General features: G+C 40.0%; 12 protein-coding genes. 1 reads left to right on the top strand and 11 read right to left on the bottom strand.

The annotated features are described in order from the left end of the window. Positions 1 to 22: 22 nt before the first annotated feature. A complete protein-coding gene (helD, locus tag ACXAD1_RS02145) occupies positions 23 to 2,353 on the bottom strand; it encodes an RNA polymerase recycling motor HelD (RefSeq protein ID WP_474909318.1) in 2,331 nt (776 codons plus the stop codon). Positions 2,354 to 2,952: 599 nt separating this feature from the next. Between helD and ACXAD1_RS02140 the strand changes: the two genes are divergently transcribed. Next, positions 2,953 to 6,390 carry a S8 family serine peptidase gene (locus ACXAD1_RS02140; protein WP_474909317.1) on the top strand — a complete coding sequence of 1,146 codons (3,438 nt, stop codon included), beginning with the start codon at positions 2,953 to 2,955 and terminating at the stop codon, positions 6,388 to 6,390. 89 nt (positions 6,391 to 6,479) lie between these two features. Here ACXAD1_RS02140 and ACXAD1_RS02135 read toward each other — a convergent pair whose 3' ends face one another. The 10 genes from ACXAD1_RS02135 to ACXAD1_RS02090 all read right to left on the bottom strand — a co-directional run bounded on the left by ACXAD1_RS02135 (position 6,480) and on the right by ACXAD1_RS02090 (position 20,169). Further along, complete coding sequence (locus ACXAD1_RS02135) at positions 6,480 to 7,742, bottom strand: helix-turn-helix domain-containing protein (protein WP_474909316.1); 1,263 nt, start codon at positions 7,740 to 7,742, stop codon at positions 6,480 to 6,482. A 203-nt stretch (positions 7,743 to 7,945) separates the two neighbouring features. After that, the gene (locus tag ACXAD1_RS02130; RefSeq protein ID WP_474909315.1) at positions 7,946 to 9,055 is read right to left on the bottom strand and encodes a Ger(x)C family spore germination protein; all 1,110 of its coding nucleotides are present in this window, start codon (positions 9,053 to 9,055) and stop codon (positions 7,946 to 7,948) included. Continuing rightward, positions 9,052 to 10,146, bottom strand: a complete 1,095-nt coding sequence (locus tag ACXAD1_RS02125) for a GerAB/ArcD/ProY family transporter (RefSeq protein WP_474909314.1) — start codon at positions 10,144 to 10,146, stop codon at positions 9,052 to 9,054. Before ACXAD1_RS02125 ends, ACXAD1_RS02130 begins: the two co-directional genes overlap by 4 nt. Positions 10,147 to 10,215: 69 nt before the next feature. Further along, complete coding sequence (locus ACXAD1_RS02120; RefSeq protein ID WP_474909313.1) at positions 10,216 to 11,661, bottom strand: spore germination protein; 1,446 nt, start codon at positions 11,659 to 11,661, stop codon at positions 10,216 to 10,218. 566 nt (positions 11,662 to 12,227) lie between these two features. Beyond that, positions 12,228 to 13,256, bottom strand: a complete 1,029-nt coding sequence (locus ACXAD1_RS02115) for an ion channel (RefSeq protein ID WP_474909312.1) — start codon at positions 13,254 to 13,256, stop codon at positions 12,228 to 12,230. A gap of 4 nt (positions 13,257 to 13,260) precedes the next feature. Next, a complete protein-coding gene (locus ACXAD1_RS02110) occupies positions 13,261 to 14,505 on the bottom strand; it encodes a glutathionylspermidine synthase family protein (RefSeq protein WP_474909311.1) in 1,245 nt (414 codons plus the stop codon). After that, complete coding sequence (locus ACXAD1_RS02105) at positions 14,505 to 14,963, bottom strand: RNA helicase (protein ID WP_474909310.1); 459 nt, start codon at positions 14,961 to 14,963, stop codon at positions 14,505 to 14,507. The genes ACXAD1_RS02110 and ACXAD1_RS02105 overlap by 1 nt, the downstream gene beginning before the upstream one ends. Positions 14,964 to 14,979: 16 nt before the next feature. Then, complete coding sequence (locus ACXAD1_RS02100) at positions 14,980 to 15,378, bottom strand: DUF350 domain-containing protein (protein WP_474909309.1); 399 nt, start codon at positions 15,376 to 15,378, stop codon at positions 14,980 to 14,982. 38 nt (positions 15,379 to 15,416) lie between these two features. Further along, a complete protein-coding gene (locus tag ACXAD1_RS02095) occupies positions 15,417 to 15,773 on the bottom strand; it encodes an aminotransferase yhxA (protein ID WP_474909308.1) in 357 nt (118 codons plus the stop codon). Positions 15,774 to 16,047: 274 nt separating this feature from the next. After that, the gene (locus ACXAD1_RS02090) at positions 16,048 to 20,169 is read right to left on the bottom strand and encodes a S8 family serine peptidase (protein ID WP_474909307.1); all 4,122 of its coding nucleotides are present in this window, start codon (positions 20,167 to 20,169) and stop codon (positions 16,048 to 16,050) included. Between the last annotated feature and the right edge of the window lie 88 nt (positions 20,170 to 20,257).

The following is a 20,257-nucleotide window of genomic DNA, read 5'->3' as shown; positions in this document are numbered from 1 at the left end:
TTATCGGATACACCCAGCCGGGTCAGACCTGGATGAAACCTTCCCGCAAAACTTTTTGCAAAAACGGGCTCGGTTCCCCTGCGCTGTAGAGCTGCAAATCATGCATAGCTCTTGTGCAGGCGGTGTAGAAAACTCGGCGCAGGCTTTCATCACCATAGACATGCTCGGATGCATCATAAATGATGACAGCATCAAATTCGATGCCCTTGGATAAATACGAAGGTACGACAACCACTCCTTGTTCATATTCAGTCGAGTTGCTTTTCAAGAGTTTAATTCCATCGATGCCGGACAGGGCCTCATATGCACGCAAACTTTCTTCAGCCGATTTGCATATGATCGCAATACTTTTAAACTCTTGGCTTCGCAAAACCGCGACTTTAGACGCGATGCAGCTGTGCAGCTCCTCGTGATCTGCTATTTGCTTCAGCTCGGGCCGCTTGCCGCTGCGGTCAAAAGGGATGATCCTTTCGCCGTTTGGAACGAGTCTTCGCGTAAATTCAATTATCGGCTTTGTGGAGCGGTAGCTTCTTGCTATATTGATCACTTCTGTTTCATCCGGTCCGCAAAGACCCATAAGCGGTTGAAAATCAGCCATATCGCTGGCATGGGCAAATATCGCCTGATTAAAGTCGCCGAGTACCGTCATCTTTGCGGCAGGAAACAGGCGCTTCAGAAACTCAAATTGAAAAGGCGAGTAATCCTGCGCCTCATCAACGACGATGTGTTTTATCGAACTGTTCGTCTGAAAGCCTTGAATCTGCTCCTTCAAATATAAAAACGGAGTAGCATCTTCATAAAGCAGGTGACCTTCATCCAGCATTGCCACCGTCGCCAGGCAAATATCTGCCCATTCCACTGGTGTCTCTGACCATTGTTTGATCTGCAGGGAATCAGCAAAAATCTGTTTGTATAACCCCTTAAAATCGATAAAACTCAACACCCTGATTCGTTTTCGGAGCGGCTTCAGCTTTTTGCGGACAATCAAGCGGGCTAACGCTTCAGGCTCAATTTCATAATCATGAATCGAATCTTCTTTAAAGCCTCGTTTTTTCGCAAGATAGGCATGTGCCTGATGATATTCCTCATTGCTGAGCAACTCGATTTCCTCCTGTACCCACGGCTTATTCCGTTCTGCCTTTTCAGCTTCATTGATTCTCTTAATGAGCCAATCCATCAGCTTTTCGAGTCTGTTATGAAAGCGGAGTGAAGTGTCGCTGCTATAAAACCTGTCTGCCATTTGCTGAGCGGAAACAATCGGCTTTCCTCTGAAATTTATGTCCTTAAATAGCATTCCCGATAACTCCAGCGACTTCATGTATGCATGGATCGCCTCAAAAAAGCGGGCAGATGCTTTGAATTGAATGCCCGCAACCCTTGCCCTGTAGGAAGGGGTATGGTCTGCAGTTAACACGTATTCCAGCTGCCCGTATGGATTTTCAACTTCAAACTCTTTACTCAGCCGATGGTCCAAATATCCCTGGAAGGTGACCTGCTGCATATTCTCTTCACCGAGTTCCGGCAGCACATTGGATACATAACTGTTAAACATTGAATTTGGCGAGAACAAAATAATTTGCTCCGCATTCAGATTATCCCGATCCTTGTACAGCAAATAAGCAATCCGCTGCAGGGCAGCAGATGTCTTGCCGCTGCCGGCAGCACCGTGAACAATAAGCAGCCTTCCGCGATCATGACGGATGATGCGGTTTTGATCCTGTTGAATGGTAGCTACAATATTGTGCATATGTTTGTCAGTACCCTTGCCCAGAACCTCTTGAAGGATCTCATCGCCAATGGTAAGACTTGTATCGAACATAGACTGAAGAACGCCGCCGCGGATAAGATATTGCCACTTCTTCTCCAATGTGCCCCGGATTATGCCCCCGGGTGTTTCATACCTGGCCGGACCAGGCTGGTAATCGTAGTAGACACTGGAGATCGGTGCCCTCCAATCGTAAATAAGGAAATTTTCGCCGCTGGCATCCCTCAGTGAGCTGATGCCAATATAGATTTGTTCCTGATCTGATGAACCTTCTTCCATAAAATCAATCCGGCCGAAGTAGGGAACCTCCTCCATCCGGCGCAGCGTGGACAAGCGCTTGGATGCATGTCTGTGGGTGCTTTGGCTGACCGAAAGAGCCTGAGCCTCCTGCCTCAACCCGATGATGGTTTCCAGGTAATCATCGAAGGTATCAATATTCACCTTAACTTCATCCCAAAAGTGTTTGCGGATATGAACCACTTCGTTTTTTCGCCTGGAGGTTTCTTCTTCCAATCTGCTGACTTCCTCCGCAATTGTCCCCATTACACTGTCCAATCGGTTTTGCTCCTGCTGAAGTTTCGAATTCATAGCAAACACTCCTTAAAAAAATTTATAAAAAGGGTTGACAAACGAAACGATTGCATTATATAATTAAAATAGGGAAAATATATTTATTTTTAATTACATAATGCACATCTATATAAATTTACCACAGGGCTTCATTTTTTTCAATGGTATTTACTTAAATCTTTGATTGTTTATTTCCACAGAGCCGTATTTAACGTTTCCAATGTTAAATACGGCTCTTTTTATTTTCTTATCCCCTTTACGTTAAACGGAGAAATCCTTTATTTTCACATCTAGGAGAATTTCCTTAATTTTATCCTCTTAATCCTCCTCCCTGACATTACTTCAATGCTGCTCTGGACAGATTCCCCCCATCACTACCACCGCTTTACCCGTCTATCTTCACTTTCAGGAAAGTGCAAAACCTATTTTCACAGAATAAAAAGGAAGTTAGATTGGTTTTCGATCAGAATCTACTGAAAAATTCCCCCAATAGGGATATTGCATTACTAATAGAAATAATTATGTAAATCCCGAACAAAAGGGGATTTTCATGGGGCATAAACAAAGCCCCTCTGCACCTATGAATCTTCATAAAAAAATATGAAAAGGGTGAAATGATGAAGAGTTCCTTTAAGAAAAAAATGTCTGCAATCGGGATTTCGGCTTTACTTACCGGAGGGATTGCAGTGCCGGCAAGTGCAGAGTTTGAACTGGCAAAGCAGAATGGGCAAGCAGGACAGGAAATACCTCTGTCAAAACAGGCTAGGGCTGAATTAGATAGCCTATGGAAAGATAGTGCAATAGATCATCCAATATATGGACAGGGCCTGAACCAGTTCGATCCTAAAGAGAATATCAGACTAATAGTAGAAGTAGAAGTAGAGGTAGACAAAACAGAAAAACCAGAACAGAAGGTGGAACAAGTAAAGAGCAGCTTTATGAAAAAAAGGAGCGGTGCCTCAGAAGTAATTCATACATATTCTGAAGGTTTTTACGGCTTCAGTATGGAGACAACCATTGAGGAAGCAGAAAAGATCCAAAAAACGGCTGGCGTTAAGGACATCCGCATCTCGAAAACATATGAGCATCACGATATAAACAGCAATGAAATTGTTGAAGCAATGAATGTTTGGACGAAATACAATTACACAGGGGACGGAATGGTCGTCGCAATTGTGGATTCGGGAATCGATCACAGTCACGAAGCGCTTCAGCTTACCGAAAACGGAAAAAAACATGCGAAATACAATGAAGACAATATCCAGACAACATTGAATAAAACGGAAATAAACGACATCTGGTATTCCGATAAAGTCCCTACAGGTTATGACTGGGCAGATAAAGATACCGATGTCATCCCGGCAAGTAATAAGCATGGCACCCATGTGGCCGGAATTGTCGGAGCTTTCGAAAAGTCTCAGAAAAAAGCTGTCGGTGTAGCGCCGGATGTTCAGCTGATTGCTGAGAAAGTGTTTTCTGATTCAAGGGGATACGCATACGACGATGACATTGCAGCAGGAATTTATCATGCAGTAGAAGCAGGAGCAGATGTCATCAATATGAGCTTGGGATCTGATGCAGGAATTGCTGACCCAAATGATCCTGTTCAGCGGGCAGTCAAGTATGCGACAGATAACGGTGTTCTGGTAGTCGCTTCTGCCGGTAATTCTTCTTACAGCACGAAGCAGAACCTCCTGCCGACCACTGACCTGCCACTGGCGAAAAATCCGGATATCGGGGTAGTAGGTGATCCAGGGATTACACCTTCAGCACTTCAAGTAGCCTCTTCCGAAAATGACTTAATGAGAGTCGAATCCCTTATGCTGAACGACGAAACCATGCTGGGATACCAAAATCAATCAACTGCTAAAAAATTGTTTGAAGGACTTGAAGCAGGTACAGAGTATGAGCTTGTTTTTGCCGGCGAAGGTTTCGGTGATGATCTTGGTGGATTAGACCTCGAAGGCAAGATTGCTGTCGCTAAACCAGCTCAATCTTATTCTACATATACAACTCTTCAATATGGAGTGGCAAAAAAAGGAGCGGAAGCACTAATTGTAATCCCTCCAGACGAACTTTCAGATTTCCCAAACCTTAGGTTCTCGCTGAACTCCATTCCAGCTGTCACAACTGAACTGAAATCAGGAAATAAACTGATGGAAAGACTTCAAAGCGGCGAGAAGATTTCAGTAGAGCTTTCAGATGAAGGCATGTGGGTACAGAACCCTGCAACAGAGCCAATGTCGGATTTCTCTTCTTATGGGGCACCGACAGACTTAAGCTTCAAACCGGAAATTACCGCACCTGGCGGAAAAATTACATCAACGGTTTTGAATAATGAATATGAAGCTATGAGCGGTACTTCCATGGCGAGTCCGCAAGTAGCGGGAGGGGCAGCGCTTCTTCTGCAAAAGTACTACCAGGAATTAGGGCTGCCGAAAAATGAAGAAACCGTCCTGAAAGCAAAAATGGCTCTTATGAACACATCTGAAATCTTGAAAAATCCGAGCCATGAAAACACACTATATTCACCAAGACGACAAGGATCCGGCCTCATGAATATTGAACAGGCAGTAGAGACACCTTATCTATTAAAACGTGTTGGTGCACCGCTTGAGCAGGCAGCATCTGTTGCACTTAAAGAAGTCGGACGCACATTCGAGTTTACACTGAATGCAGAACCTTTGGCGAAAAAGCTGGAAAAAGCGAATCACCAATTTGAAATCCAGGTAGATGTACTGACGGACGAAACAGAAACGAGGTCCGTAAATGGCAAGAAAAAAGAGTACTTAACGTTAAACAGCATCCCGGTTGAAGACGCAGTTATAAAGATTAATGGCAGAACACAAGGCAAAGGCATGATCCAATATAAGCCACACCGCGATGATAAAGTAACAATCTCTGTGACACTTCCAGAGAACTTGAGTAGAGATCGCTTTGTGGAAGGCTTTGTCCGCTTCGTTCCAAAAGGAAGCTCTGTAAAAGATCTAACGACTTTAACCATGCCATTCATGGGCTTCTACGGCGAATGGGATTCACTCGACAACATCGATGAAAGCCCGGTAAACGGTGATGCTTATCTTCCATATACAGTTCTTTGGAATGATCTGCTGAACCTGCCAATGGGCTATGACAACAGCACAGGCAAATTCAATCCTGAACAGATTGGCTATTCGCCGAACTCAATTGTAACTGGGATATATCCTTCTTTTACAGCTTTCCGAAATTTGAAGGAAATGGCATTAAGCGTCCAGGATAAAGACGGAAATACCGTCATAAATATTACAAATTTCACTGAATACACAGAAGACGGCAGTCCTTATACGTTCCGGAAAAATATCATGGCTTACAGAGACTTCTATTACGGATTTGATAACATGTTATGGGATGGAAAGGATGACAAAGGGAACATCCTTCCTGATGGTGATTATTTTTATGTGTATGAAAGTACTTTGAATTATGAAGGAGCAAAACCGCAGCAGACGAAAATCCCAGTCAAAATCGACGGGGCTGCCCCTGGAGTTGAGAACATCCAAGTGCAAGATCAAAAAGATGGCAAATATAAAATTACTTGGAATGTACAAGAAGAAAACACCGGGTATATCGGAAGTATGCTTTGGGTGAATGGGAAGAGAAAGTCCCTTGAGTCGGGGGTAATGGAGTATATATCTGATGAAAAACCGGAAATCGTGATGATATCCGCCCTTGATGGCGTACACAATGTAGGAGTGAACTATTGGGGCAACAAGGAGCTGCTTCATGCAGACCCATTCATCAATTTCTGGCAAGTATCCGGAACCAACATCAATGAAACAAAACCAGCTTCGATGCTCATCTTTGGTTATAAGCGATTGGACTGGCACATTGAAATCTCTGATTCAGAGGGAAATATGCTGGAATATGCAGATATCGAAAATGAACATTCAATATACGGTTTGAAGTGGTATCCAAGCGAAGAATATCCAAATGGAGACTACTATGTAACGGTTACCGGAACAGATGAAAAGGGGTTGTCGCTAACATCCGAACCGAAGAAAATCACAGTAAAGCATTAATAAAAGAAAGCCAGGAATCCTGATTATGGGATTTCCTGGCTTTTTATTAAGACCTATAAATTAATACTAGAAAGCTTTTTTGCAGTTCTCTACTTAACATCAACAAGATTAGCACTTAATAATTGGGTATATTCCTCTTCATGGTGAGCATCAGCATAAAATCTGTAATGCCAAAAGGCTAACAGACATTTTTTAAACCTCTCTATATTACCTATTTTGTTTGATGTTGCTGCCACTTCTAATAGATCCATCAAACCTTTTTCAACTTGATTGCATTTACATTGAAGCAAAGCATGGGCGTAGCGAAAATCCCAGTACATCTTTTCTTTTAGCCATGGTTCCTTGCTTATAGCCATATCTTCGATAACATCTTTGAATCTTTCTATTAATCTTTTTGCATCCTCCAATCGATTTAATCGGACATATGACTCCAATATTCTCGGCAGACCTGCATATATATCGTCCCTAGTTTCCAGCCAGGAAAGATATTCATCCACATATTCTAACTGACCAAAATCCAATAGTGCAACATAGCGATTTCCAACAGCTATATCTGAAAAAAATTCGTTTACATGAGCGTATTCCGCAATAAGGTCTAATACTTCCTCAAGAGACGCGCCCAATCTTGTCAAAGCAAAACTCTTATACATGAGAGCCCGTCCGTAATACTTGTCCTCTGCTGCCAATTGTTTTAATTTTTCGGCGTAAAACAGCACCTTCTCCCAATCTTCACGCCGATAGTAATCCGCCATGATCCACAGGTATGCTTCTTTCCTGATATCAATTGGCATATATGCCAATTGATCTAAAACATGAGCCAGAGCATGCTGGCCTATGTCTGTCATTCTTACAATATAAAATCTCCTAAAATAGCTGATTGCAACATTTTCAGAAAAGCGATCGGAATCATTTTCAATAATTACTTCATAGAGCGGTAGCGCATGCTCTCCTTTTCCTGCTTGAAAAAGCTCTTCGGCTACAGAAAAGATGTATAATAAATTTTTCTTTCTTAATGTTTTTGAATTTTCTTCCAGCATTAAATTTATCAAATTACTATAATGCTTTTTACGTCCTTCTGCTGCACACTTATACAAGAACTGTATACTTCTGCGCTTATCAATGCGATTTCCTTCGTTTAAACATTCTTCAACATAGTATGTATAGAGTGAACCTTCAGATAAGCCGAAAGCATTTGTAATGGCATCTAGATTTTGCAGGGAAAGCGGCTGTTTATTATTCAGTATCCGGCTAATCTCGCTAATATGAATACCGGATTTCTTTGAAAGCTGTGTTTTATTCCACTTTTTCAATTGCATATATGCTAGGATTTCTTGAAATAGAGCAACATTCATGAGTTATTCACCTTGTCCTTGTTAATGGATTCCCTTAAGAGAGTGGAATGGCAACAACAATAACAGAATTTTCAGTTTTTACCGAGAAGGAATTTACGTTTTCCTTCATGCCCAGATTTAAAATATCGTCCAGCCCCTCTCCCTTAATTCATAATTCTCTTTTATCACTCTACATTTTCAATTATACACTTTATTATTACGGGTTATTTTAAATTTGGCGAACTCATTATCTGCACACTAAAATCTGGTTTAATTTGAATCTGATTGTAAATGTCTTTCCAATCTTTATTTTTCATATATTCAGGGTATTGAGATGCAACTTTTTTTTGGATACCTAACACATCACTATTAGCTTCCTTTAATATTTTCGTGACTGCATCTGATTTTTCATTCAGGTAATCAGAAGCTATTTTGTTTAATTTCTCTAAATCCTTTTCAGATAAACTGCCTTCATAGTGATTTAATTCTGCGTACACTTTAATATTAACATCAAATTCTCCACCATCTTTACCTTCAATCATCCTTAGTTTTTCCTCATGTTGGATACTCTCAATTATTATGCCAAAAGGTTTCGTTTCTTCATTATCAATATTTAAAGCATTATCAAGATTAAAACGGTCCAGCATTAGTAAAAGTAAAGTGGATTGTTCAGTTGATAAAGAATAGCCGGTATAATTATCCCCATTAAAAAGAGCAGTACCTGAGATTTCAATCAGATTGGGACCTGACTTCCTTACTAATGGAATGAGGGCATCCTGTTCTTTATCCGTAACCTTGTTCCATATCGAAAAAGCCGTTTCATTTGGTATGTGAGTTCTTTCCTCTGCATATCGGAACATATTTAATATTCTAAAAGCGATTGGGCTATAATCCATTTGTATGGATAAGATATCCATTCCTCTACCTTCAGCAATCATCACTTTTGATGAAATATAGCCATAACTAGACCTAGCAATTGGGTTCAAAATTGGCAAAATCCCCTTTGATTTCGCTAATTCCTCTCCAATGACAACAACAAAAGCTTTGCTGATATCCATTTCGCCAAAAAGTTCATTTGTTAATTTGATGTCAGTTTCATTTACATTTTTTCCTTCAGAAGTAAGCATTTCGTCTTTAATATTGAACTTACCGCCACCGCTGCTTTGTATATTTAAAGCTCGAACATTCGTTTGAATAATATCAGGATCCTCTTCCAAAGCATCAAAAGTAATCCCATTTATAATCACTTTATCTCTTAAGTGACTTTGATTCCAGCAGCCTGTTAATAACAACATAATGACTAATAACGCAACACCCAGATGGAAGGCTTTCAAATCTTCTCCTCCTTTTCCTTTTTCCTAAAGACTAAGGATGTTAGAAGCAGTGTTATTGGGATAATAAAAATGGTTAAGTAACTAAATAATTCAATGATATTAGCATAATAACCAAGCATGACATCGGATTTTTCCGACAGCAAAAATAAAAAGAAAGCCAAAATCCCAGTTAATAAGATGGGGCGCGACTTAAGTTTACTTATGGATTTCAGAAATTTGCTTGCAAAAAAAATATACACGGAAACGGATAATACCATCGGAATAGCCCATACAGAAAAGAACAGCTGGTCAATCCGGTCTGTTGTCATAAACTGTAAAGGCCTAAACAAGTAAACGACAGGAACTTTTATTTGCGCTATTAGATTATTGTTAAAAATCAGCATAGAAAGGATTGTAAAGTAAACGGTTATTCCTATAACGAATACATTTGTGTATGTTATATTTTTTAAGAACGCCTTCTTTTTCTCAGCTGCTAACGGATATAAAAACAAGATGATTTCAAATCCGTATAAAGAAATAAATGATTCTTTTACACCTAAAATAATGTTTTTTAGCCCTGATCTCCCAATCGGCAAAATATTGTTGACATCCATATGCAGTGTATAAGTTAAAAACGACAGAATGATAAAAAATAAAATTAAAGCAGAAAGAACAGTGAGGACTCTAGTCAGAACCTGAATACTGCTGTTACTGAGGTACATACACATTGTAAACAATAATAAGCCTATCACCCAATAAGGTGTCCGATTCAATAGGATCTCATGAATCAGCTTTGCAGATACTAACAGTACGAAGGCTGACGTCAATATTAAATAAATATAAGTAGCCAAATTACAAAGTGTTCCTAAATATCTTCCAAAAATATAACGTGTAATTTCATAATATTTGTAATTAGGAAAACGTTTTAATAGAAGCCAATAGAATATTAATATGCACTGAATACATAACCCTGCCAATATAATGGACAGCCAGCCATCATTTTTAGAGGTTTCTTGCAGTTTATTAGGCAAATTGAGCATTCCAAAGCCTACTTGTGTTTGAACAACCAAAAAAAATATTTGCGTTTTTGTTAAACCAAGTTTTGAACCCATAACCCACAGCCCTCATTCATTTTCTTCTTGTTTATAAACAGATTGTGTACCTAAGATACGGAAAATCCATTATAATTGGGCTTTCTTCTTAGGTCTTATAAATGCATCCTTGATCCCTTTAATATTCAGAGGAGCAATTGGATACATATAAGGTGTCTTAAAGGATTCCAATTTACATAGATGTATCAATAATGTGGTTAAGGCTACTGTGATCCCTAAAAACCCAAATAGATTTGCCATTATCATAATCGGAAAAGCCAGCATTCTTACTCCAGTTCCCATTTGATTAACAGGTGCAACAAATGAAGCTATTGCCGTTAATGCAACCACAACAATCATGACATTTGAAACAAGCCCCGCTTCAACGATTGCTGTACCAATCACCAGTCCCCCCACAATTCCAATTGTTTGAGCGATTGGAGCAGGAAGCCGTATAGCCGCTTCTTTCAATAATTCCAAAATAATTTGCATGATAATAGCTTCAAGAAACGGTGTTAATGGAATAAACTCTGTTTGGACTCTAAGTGCATAAAGCAAGCCAATAGGAAGTATTTCCGAATGAAAGGAAACCACTGAAATATACATTGCTGGCAAGCTGATGGCAATAAGAAAACTCAGCAATCTAATCAAACGAAAGAAGGATCCTATTAGCCAGCGGTTGTTGTAATCATCAGGAGATTGATAAAAGCTGAAAAATGTGATTGACAATACTAAAATCTGAGGATTTCCATCTACAATAATAATCACTTTACCTTCTAATAAATAGGAACTTGCACGGTCAGGCCTTTCTGTTGTTAACACTTGAGGGAAAATGGTAAAGCTTCGATCTTCGATTAATTCTTCCAATTCTCCTGAAGACTGCACTCTTTCCACTTTGATTTTTTGTATTCTATCTATTACCTCGAATAGGACATCCCTTTCCACCAAGTCATCCATGTACAGTAGAGAAATTTTTGTTTTCGACTTTTCTCCGACTTCAAAATTCTTAGCCACCAGGTTTTCGTATTTGTTTCTCTTTTGTAAAAGGTATATGTTTTTATTCAAACTTTCCGTAAAACCATCTCGAGGACCTTTAACAATTTTTTCATTTTCAGGTTCTTGTATTGAACGATCCTCAGTAGTTGGTACTGATGCAATAATTGTTGTTTCCTCATTTTCAATTAATAGAATACTGGCACCTGTACGCAGCCCATTTACGATTTCAGGTATTTTAGCGGAACATTTAACTTCAGCTGATTTTATTAATGACATGATAGGGATTTGCAAACCATTTTCACTAAAAGTTTGTTCTGAATGTGCTTTAATAATCGGTTCAATTACATTAGTCTCCAGTGTTTGTTTATCGACCATGGAATCCATGTAAACAATCACCAGCTTTTGTTTCTGAATATTTATAGTTCTTTCCTTTATTTCATCTGTGTCATGCATGGCTTTTTTTATGAGTTTTAAATTTGAGCAAATGTCCTTTGATATTGTTTGTTCCTTGGACGGCAGTGCTGGTTTTTTTAGGTTCATTTTTTACTCCTCTGCATTAAATATTGGTTAGTATTTACAATGTGGGAGAAATATTATTCCACTTACCAATAAAAAACCAGCCAATTTTAACAATTTTTAGGGGTATGTGTTTTTATATAATCCGAATTTGTCCATATTAAAAAAGAAAACTCTGTCCACAATGGGACAGAATCAATGATTTTTAAAGATCCAGGGCAGGAAATCTGAAATTAGACTTAAATAAATTTAGCTGTGGCTGCATCTCTTTCCCTTAAAATCTGAAATTTGATTGTAAGAATAAAAATATAATAACTAATAATTGTATCCTATGCTAATCACTTAATAGATTAGGATATTGAGAGTGAATTCTAGACGGCTTGGATATGGACGCAGCATTTGATAATTTTTTATATGAGCGTATTCGACTTAACTTGAGATTCGTTCAATAACGTTTTTCCAATGCAGGGCGTAACATGCACATAAGTGCCTTTACTGCAAAGATTTATGATCATCCTTTTACAAGTAAAAAGCTTGAAAGATTCGTAAAATCTTTCAAGCTTCAAATAGGACTAGCGCCAATAAAACCTTTATGAAATAATTTTTTGATATGTAGTCTCATCACAAATGACAAACAATTTCGCCGATTCGGGAATTATTTCATGATGGCGGCGGGCTAAGTCAAGAGAACTGCCGTCTGAAATCAAGGTGGCGCCTATTTCAAAAAGTTCCATCGCTGCATCCCTGTATGTGCTCCAATGTGGTTTAGCCTTAATTTCATAGAGGTTTTCCCCTTCAGAGCTGCTCAGCATCTGATTAAAAAGCTTGCTTGAACCGTGATTGATGGCGGCATGAGCCATGAGACGGGAGATAGAATCATTTGAAAGGATTAATTCATCAACGTTTGCGTGTTCAAACAAGGAAACGTGCTTATCTTTTTTAATTTCAACTATGGTGTAGATGCTTTTCTCATATTTCTTTGAGATATGTTCGACCCTGGAAGCGATGAGAAGTGTTTTTCCATCGGAGTATTCAGCATGGTCATTTCGGGCATCCGAAAAAATGGCAACTGATTTTGCTTCAAGGATATTGGCTTTCATTAACACTTCCTCTTCAGCTGGATTTCCGCTGACAAAATGGACCCTCTCATGCTCCATGGGTGTTCTTTCAGAATGGTCAACAATGACAACATCACATTTTTGCTTGCTGTGAAGGATCTCCTCCAACACATTTTCCAATTTTTCTTTTGATGCACCAATTAGTATGTAATGCCCTTTTCCCGAATAAGTCAATCTTCCTTCCTCCTTCCATTTCCGGTACATGCTGAAGCTTTCAAAGACTTTCCCTATGATAATACCCATTGCACCAATGCCAAATGTGTAAAGAAGCAGCATGGTGAAGATGCGCCCAAAATCGCTTTCCGGAAAATAGTCACCATACCCTACTGTGACAAGTGTTGTCATCGTCCACCACAGGGCATCAATAAAGCGCGGAAATGTTTCAGGCTCGGCTGCCCTCATCGTAATGCTGCTGAAGACAATTAGGAAAAGTGCAAGAGACAATGCTTGCAGTATACTTATTTTCGTCATTTTCAAAAAAATTTTATGTAGAATCCACATTTTTTCACCCCCCTTTTTTAATCCCGAACGGCAAATAATAGGAGAGATTATTTGTAATCGCTCCTCCTATTCTATATCCTGCAGCTGACGGTTTGCCGTTAAGCAGGAAGCTTCCCAATAAAAGTTTGCCCTTCTGTTTTCCCTTTTCACTATTGAAATGGGCAGCTGGGTGCTCTACAAATTGCTGGTAAACTGGCAGATATTCAGCATAGGATTTCTGGTCGTCAGCATGGGTAAGGAAACCTTCCTGATTATATATTTCGACGGTATCACCTTCTCTTCCAAATGCAGGCTTTTTGACATATGGCAGCCCTGACATAATAAAAAAATCAGGCTCAAGATAGGTCGGAAGGAAGGATTCCTCAATCCATAAATGCTCTTCCTTTGTAAAAAACGGATGCTCCTCCATGTGCAATCCCCAAATAACCGCCTGTACCGCTTTGTTTTGCAGCAAAAATGCGGATGGGGGATTTATAATCGCAAGCTTTTCCGCCTCGACCAGTTCCAGGAGCCATAAACCAATCCTGTTTCCATCTGCATCCTCGTCGGAAATCAAATTTTCAATCGGAAAAGTCTGGCGGTACAATATATCAATTTTGGTGCCTTTTTCATCAAAAAGCCCAATTCCTCTTTGAATCTGCAGCTTATGTAGAGGGATAAAATCAGAAGCCAAACCGGAAAGCTTCTGAATATATCGGACTGTTTCCCGGTCTTCCAGGTTATCTTCATGGGCAGTAAAGACAACATGGGGTGTTTGCAAATTTAATTTCTGTACATACTGTTCAATACTCCCACGAACTTCTTCACTCAGCAGACGTTCCATTCCCTCGTTTGGGTCTTCTGCTGCAAATTCATTGCACACCTCACCATTCACAAGGAAAAGCTCTTTAATAAATGTTGGGGTATCAGCATTAATTTCGATGCATTTATAACCATCTCCCGCCGGCATTAGATCAAGCCGGGCGATAACACTTTCTGGGGAGATGTCTTTCAGTCTGAGGAACGATAGCGTTTCTTTCGGAAATCCCATTTCAATCAGTGTCCGATCTGGTACTTCCCGGAGTAGGCTGCACACTTTAAAAAATATTTTGCCAATTCTTTCGCTGACAGTCCGGATACGTTCTAGCTTGGACCTTTCTATATAGGCAATATCATATAGCGCATATTCTTCCCCATATAGATCGGCCCAGAAATGATTAATTTTGCGGTAAAATCTTTTTCTTTTTTCATGGTAGGCATTTTTATCCACTATTCCTCCTCTCCAATATCCTTGATATATAGTACATATACTCCCCTATCCTCGTCGATTTCCGTAGAGGTCACTTGCTTTTGTCCAAGGCCGGGAATATCAACAATATCTTTAAGGAGATAGCGAATGATATCAAAATGAGTTTGGCAGGGGATAATGGAAAGCAGTTTATAATTCTCCATTTCACGGTATCTGCGAATCTCGATACTCAGCCCTTTTCCGCGGAAAAAATTTTCGTCCAGCACGTTTGGATTTCTCCCTATGTCTTTAAGGACGAGGATATCCTCTTCACCTTCCATCTCGCTGGAAATAAGCTCGTACTGCTGGCCTCTCATGATAAAATAAGTGCATAGCTGCCTCGCATATAATTCATCAATTCCCACAGATTGAGCAGAATACTCATAGAAGGGTTCGTATTCACCTTTCCCTTTGTCGATATAATACGTCAGCTTTTTCATCTATTAACCAGCTTTCTTAATAAGATAGGCACTTTGCGACGACCCAGCCGATTGCCAATGATAAGGAAAACAGCATGACACCTACAGCACGGTTATCATCTTCGATTGCCTTATGGATACTGAAACGAATAGTGATAACTTCTGCCAAAATGAATACGATTACCTGCGAAACGATGCCGATTATTCCCCATATAACCATGTCAAAAAGTGAGATGGAATATTCAGCTGCCGCCCCCAAAACAATGGCCAGACCAATGATCTTCCCTCCAAGCACCAATGCTGCCGAAACATTCTTTTCGGCAATTAAGCTAAGTTCCTTCAATTTTGGTGTACTGATCATAAACAGTACAATTCCGGCAGCCAAAAGAAGCAGCACTACTCCTAAATACGAAGCAAAATTTACATATAAGTTCATAAACATACTCCCTTTCAATCAATTCTTTACCCTGTGCCTTATCCTCCGTAGCTCTTTTTGCCACTTCCAAATCCAGAACTTTTCTGCTCCGATTCAGAATTGCTTCCCCCTTTAAAAGACGAGCTACTTTTATAGTTTAGAAAATCCTTGCTTTTGTACAAAGCTGCTTTGTTTTTAAAATATTGGCCTCCATAATAATAATGTCTATAATAACTGGAACGGCTGTCATCACATTCCCATACTCCATCATCCTCATCCCACTCCCAATCAGTGCAGCTCGAATCCTCAGGCGGAGGAGGAATTTCCTGAGACTCTGAACCACAGCCGGAAAGACCAAGCATAAGTGCCGTTGATGTAATGCCCGTCATCATTTTTCTCGTTTTTGTCAATATCATCACCCCGCTTCCTCACACTTTCTAATGTACGAATATAAACCACAAAAGATTCGAAAACATTTATTCTCTTGAACAATGGCCTTTGAAACAGCCGATTTCTCTTTTTCGAACATTATGTGAAGGACAAAGGGACAGGACCTAAAGACAAAGGGACAGGTTCTATGTCCCAAGAAAAGTGACCAACCGGGACAGTGGACCTGTCCCCTCGTCCCTATAAAAAACACATCCACCATAAAAACAGTGGATGTGTTTAAATTTATTACTTTTTACTTCCTTATTGCACATTCAGCTCTTTCAAAATACTGTCTAACGTTTGCCCTTTATAGCTTTTCTTCGCTTTTGGCGCATCATCTACTGTTGGATTTTGCATGAAGTAGTTGTTTTCTACAAATGCCATATCCTTAGCATTTACAGTGCCGTCATAGTTAATATCTGCTTCGCGTTTATTTGTTCCCCAATACGTTTGGATGTATACGGCATCCATTACATCAATAACATCATCTTTATTGACATCTCCGCCTATTGCCGGTTTGTATGTCAGGTATTTATTTTGGTGAGTTACTTTTCCTCCATCATTGAATCCGATCGTAAATTTATAGTGCACTGTAAAATGGCCAGGTATGTTAAGCTCCAATTGGAATTCTTCATCCTTTAACGGTAAATATGGAATTTCATAACCTGTGACCGAGTCAGAGATGAATTTTCCATTATACACCTTGCCGTCAGCACCCGTTGCCTTTACTATGACACCAGCCTTCATATAATCATTCGGTCTTGGTGTTCCATCAGGCATCATAAATGCCTCTGCAGCAACAGGTCCGCGAGCTAATGAATATGTCGGCGTAACAAAGATCATTGGATTTGCACTCAATGCTTCCTTATTTACATTACTCTCATCTGTGTAAGAGGCAGTCATATACCCAGGCCAAAATAGAGGTGCTGCCGAATAATTGTGATCCTTCATCTTAAACTCTACATCCACTAGTGAGAGGTCTCCGGATAATCCTGGCACTCCTTCCTTAGTTGTTGCTGTAATTGTCATAATTCTGTTAGTTCCGTATTCTTCTGCTTCGTCCTCTACTTTCACATCAACAGAATTGCTGACACTGCTGTGCGGCTTTACAATCGGTTCTGCAAGATCAGCATTATACTTTACCGAATACACAGCTTCTTTTACATTGTTTACATTATTTAGAGTAAATGTAGTTTGAGCTGTCTCTCCCATATTTGCCGCTGTTTTTTCAGACTGCATATTAGCATGCGGCTCGCCTTCACGGATAAAGTAGATCATTCTGCTTTCTTTCCATGTTTTATTTGTCGCAGCATCTGTACCGTAAAACCAAAGCTGCATTGGCCTCGTTTGATTGATTGGAATGTCGGCAGAGAAAGTTCCATCTTCGTTCACAGGAATCTCTACAGGTCGGCCTCCAAGCATGTCTTGATAATACATTTTGTTATTTCCCTGGATAAAATTAAATCCTGCCGCTTTCATTTCCTCAATTTCTTTATCAAAAATAGAACCGGTCACTCTAACTGTTTTTTCTTCCGGCTTATATTCATATACATCTGATTTCAAATCAATATCGATTTTTGGAGCGATGCTTTCAATATAAATAGGCGTTTCTTTAGAGAAAGTTTTTCCTGCATCATTCGTCCCTACAAATTTCAATCTGTAGGACCCTTCCTTTGCCAGCTGCTGGTTGTAAGCGATTGGATTTTCTGCATTGGCTGTAAACGGATAGTACAGTCCATTAAAAACTTGTTTAAAACCAAGGTTTACCTTTTCATTCATTAATATTCCATCAAGAGTTCCGACGAAGCCCATTTCTTTGTTTGTTTTTCCATCTATTAAAAACACATCGACCGTACGCATATGAGACTTTAATCTCATTAAGGCATCAGAAGACGTTACCATCCCGGGATATCGATAATCGAGAGTCGTTGTCATTGCCTTTTTGACCATGTCTACTGATTCAATTCCCTCTTCAGTTGTGCGGATAGCAAATGGCACCTGGTATGTTTCTTCCGGATTTGCCTGGTTTTTATACGTAATATAGCCTTCATACGTTCCCAGCGCCGCTGTTTTTGGAATGGTAATGAATACATTCGTTTTCTTCCGTGCATTTCCACTCACTTTTACAGTCTTATCTGTTGAAATTTGAACTCCGTTAGCATCTGCATCGTTTGAAGTTCGAAAATCGTTTTGGAATCGTCCTTCCAGCGTCTGAAATTCAGCTTTCACATCAAATGTTTTTGCTTGTTTACTATTGTTGTAGATTACAAGTGAACGCTGATCTGACAAATGGGTACCATTCGGTGCAAAGGTTCCAAAGCTGATTGCCCCCGTTTTATCTTTTACCATCTTGTAATTTCCTTTTTTATCAATCGTTCCTTGTGTTTCATCGACTACTTCAATTCGGGTTTGAGAATGAATCGCTTCGTAAGGATCCACCACACCTGCACCCGCTTCATATACGCTGTATTCACCGTTTAACGGATCTGCAGTGTTCATCAGTACTTGCTTCACTTGTTCCGGTGTAAAATCTGGGTTCGCCTGTAATAATAATGCTGCTACCCCTGCCACATTCGGGCTTGCCATTGATGTTCCTGACAGTCTTTCATATGCATATTGATAGTTTCCGATTTGATTTGCCCCATGCATATACGAAGGTACGGTAGAGAAGACGGATACGCCCGGTGCTGTTACTTCCGGCTTAATATCGTATGTCGTACGAGCCGGTCCGCGTGAACTAAAGGAAGCAAGCTTGTTTCCTTCTGTAGTCACTTGGCCAATTTCATCAAATGAGAATGACGCAGTGCCCGTTGCTTTTTGTTTCAATGCTGCTCCTTGTTCAGAGGATAGAGAAAATGTAGGAATATAGGAGTATCCTTCTCCTAAATAGGATGGGATAAAGCCTTCTTCCGAAACGTTATTCACCATCAATACTGCTTTTGCTCCGTTTTTTTTTGCTTCTTTGATCTTAGCATCCAATGTGGTCATTCCTCTATCTACAAGAACAACCTTTCCGTTTACATCATTATTGTTATAGCTAGTAGGATACCCATACCCAACGTAAACAATTGGAAGACTCTGACCCTTTAACTCTTCTACTTTATCATCCAAGCCCTTGGCCATCAGCTTTAAATCTGCGGAAACACCTTCCAATGTACCTGTGGACGTTGCAATGGTTTCTGATGTATCGCTCGCCCCTACTGTAATCGCTAAGGCAGCTGTACCCGGAGACCCTAGTGTATACATACTGTCACCGCTGTTTCCAGCAGCAACAACCGATGTTACTCCCGCCAGCACCGCATTATTTAATGCCATACTTGTGATATAGAGAGGATCATTGTAGGACATTCCCAAAGAAAGATTGATGACATCCATTCCGTCTGCCACAGCTCTATCGATTGCAGCTAAAATGGCTTCTGTTGTACCGGAACCATATTGTCCTAATACACGATACGCATAAATATCCGCATCCGGCGCAACTCCTGTCACCGCATAATCGGTTTTATTTTCACCCTGTCCCGCAATAATGCCGGCAACATGGGTTCCATGTTGAGTGTAATAAGTAGCACCGGTCAAAGGATTGATTTCTGCATATCCCGACTTTTTCCAATCATCATATGTTGTTTCCATTGGGTCATTATCATTATCAACAAAATCATAACCGCCTTTATACGCATCTTTTAAATCCGGGTGGTTATAATCAATTCCTGTATCGATTACCCCTATCTTGACCCCTTTACCTGTAATTCCTTCCTGGTGCAATTGATCCACACCTGGGAATGTCAATCGTTTAGCCTCCGCCGTTTTTTCTGAAGCTTGCTGCTCCACTGGAGGCTCGACTTGAACGGTATCATTGCTCCATACGGCTTTGACTGCCTTGGACTGTAATAATGCTTTCACTTTATTGGCGGGAATATCCATGGATACCCCGTTAAGAGAATGCTTATACGTCTTTTTAATCTTATAGAAATCTTTTTTCTTTTTCACTTCGTCTTTATAAATGTCTTGCAAGTCTTTCTTGAACGTCACATGAGCAGCCTCTGCCTTTTGCTTTGCTTCTGCCAGCGACAGGGTTTTGCCTTTTGCCGCTTCTTCTACCACTGCTGTCTTGGCAGGCTTGTCCTTAAATTCAACAATAACGGAAACTTTATCTTCGCTTTCCAAGTTCACTTCAGGCGCTAACTGCAAACCCGACTGGTCGCTTGTTTGCAATTTATTCAATGCTTCACGCTGGGCTGGAGTAAGGTTTGACAGCACTTGTTCAATGCCTGAAGATGGCTTTGCATAAGCATGGTGTGTTAGTGATGCCGGCACAAGGCTGCTGCATACAAGACCTGTAGTAAGTGCCAACATTACGGCATTTTTGGTAATCTTCTTTTTCATTCGTCTTTCCCTTCTTTCATGTCAGTTGATACATTCATTCTATTTAAATTTGATGAAATATAACTTTTGAAAAAATTCATCAAATTCT

The sequence above is a fragment of the Cytobacillus sp. ABV4_503 genome (genome assembly GCF_056158445.1).
Note: the sequence above shows the minus strand (reverse complement) of the source record. Positions and strands in the feature narration are given on the sequence as shown.

Coding starts and splice junctions, on each gene's coding strand:
- ACXAD1_RS02090 (WP_474909307.1), bottom strand. CDS start 20,169: ATGAAAAAGAAGATTACCAAAAATGCCGTAATGTTGGCACTTACTACA.
- helD (WP_474909318.1), bottom strand. CDS start 2,353: ATGAATTCGAAACTTCAGCAGGAGCAAAACCGATTGGACAGTGTAATG.
- ACXAD1_RS02105 (WP_474909310.1), bottom strand. CDS start 14,963: ATGAAAAAGCTGACGTATTATATCGACAAAGGGAAAGGTGAATACGAA.
- ACXAD1_RS02135 (WP_474909316.1), bottom strand. CDS start 7,742: ATGAATGTTGCTCTATTTCAAGAAATCCTAGCATATATGCAATTGAAA.
- ACXAD1_RS02095 (WP_474909308.1), bottom strand. CDS start 15,773: ATGATATTGACAAAAACGAGAAAAATGATGACGGGCATTACATCAACG.
- ACXAD1_RS02125 (WP_474909314.1), bottom strand. CDS start 10,146: ATGGGTTCAAAACTTGGTTTAACAAAAACGCAAATATTTTTTTTGGTT.
- ACXAD1_RS02100 (WP_474909309.1), bottom strand. CDS start 15,378: ATGAACTTATATGTAAATTTTGCTTCGTATTTAGGAGTAGTGCTGCTT.
- ACXAD1_RS02140 (WP_474909317.1), top strand. CDS start 2,953: ATGAAGAGTTCCTTTAAGAAAAAAATGTCTGCAATCGGGATTTCGGCT.
- ACXAD1_RS02120 (WP_474909313.1), bottom strand. CDS start 11,661: ATGAACCTAAAAAAACCAGCACTGCCGTCCAAGGAACAAACAATATCA.
- ACXAD1_RS02115 (WP_474909312.1), bottom strand. CDS start 13,256: ATGTGGATTCTACATAAAATTTTTTTGAAAATGACGAAAATAAGTATA.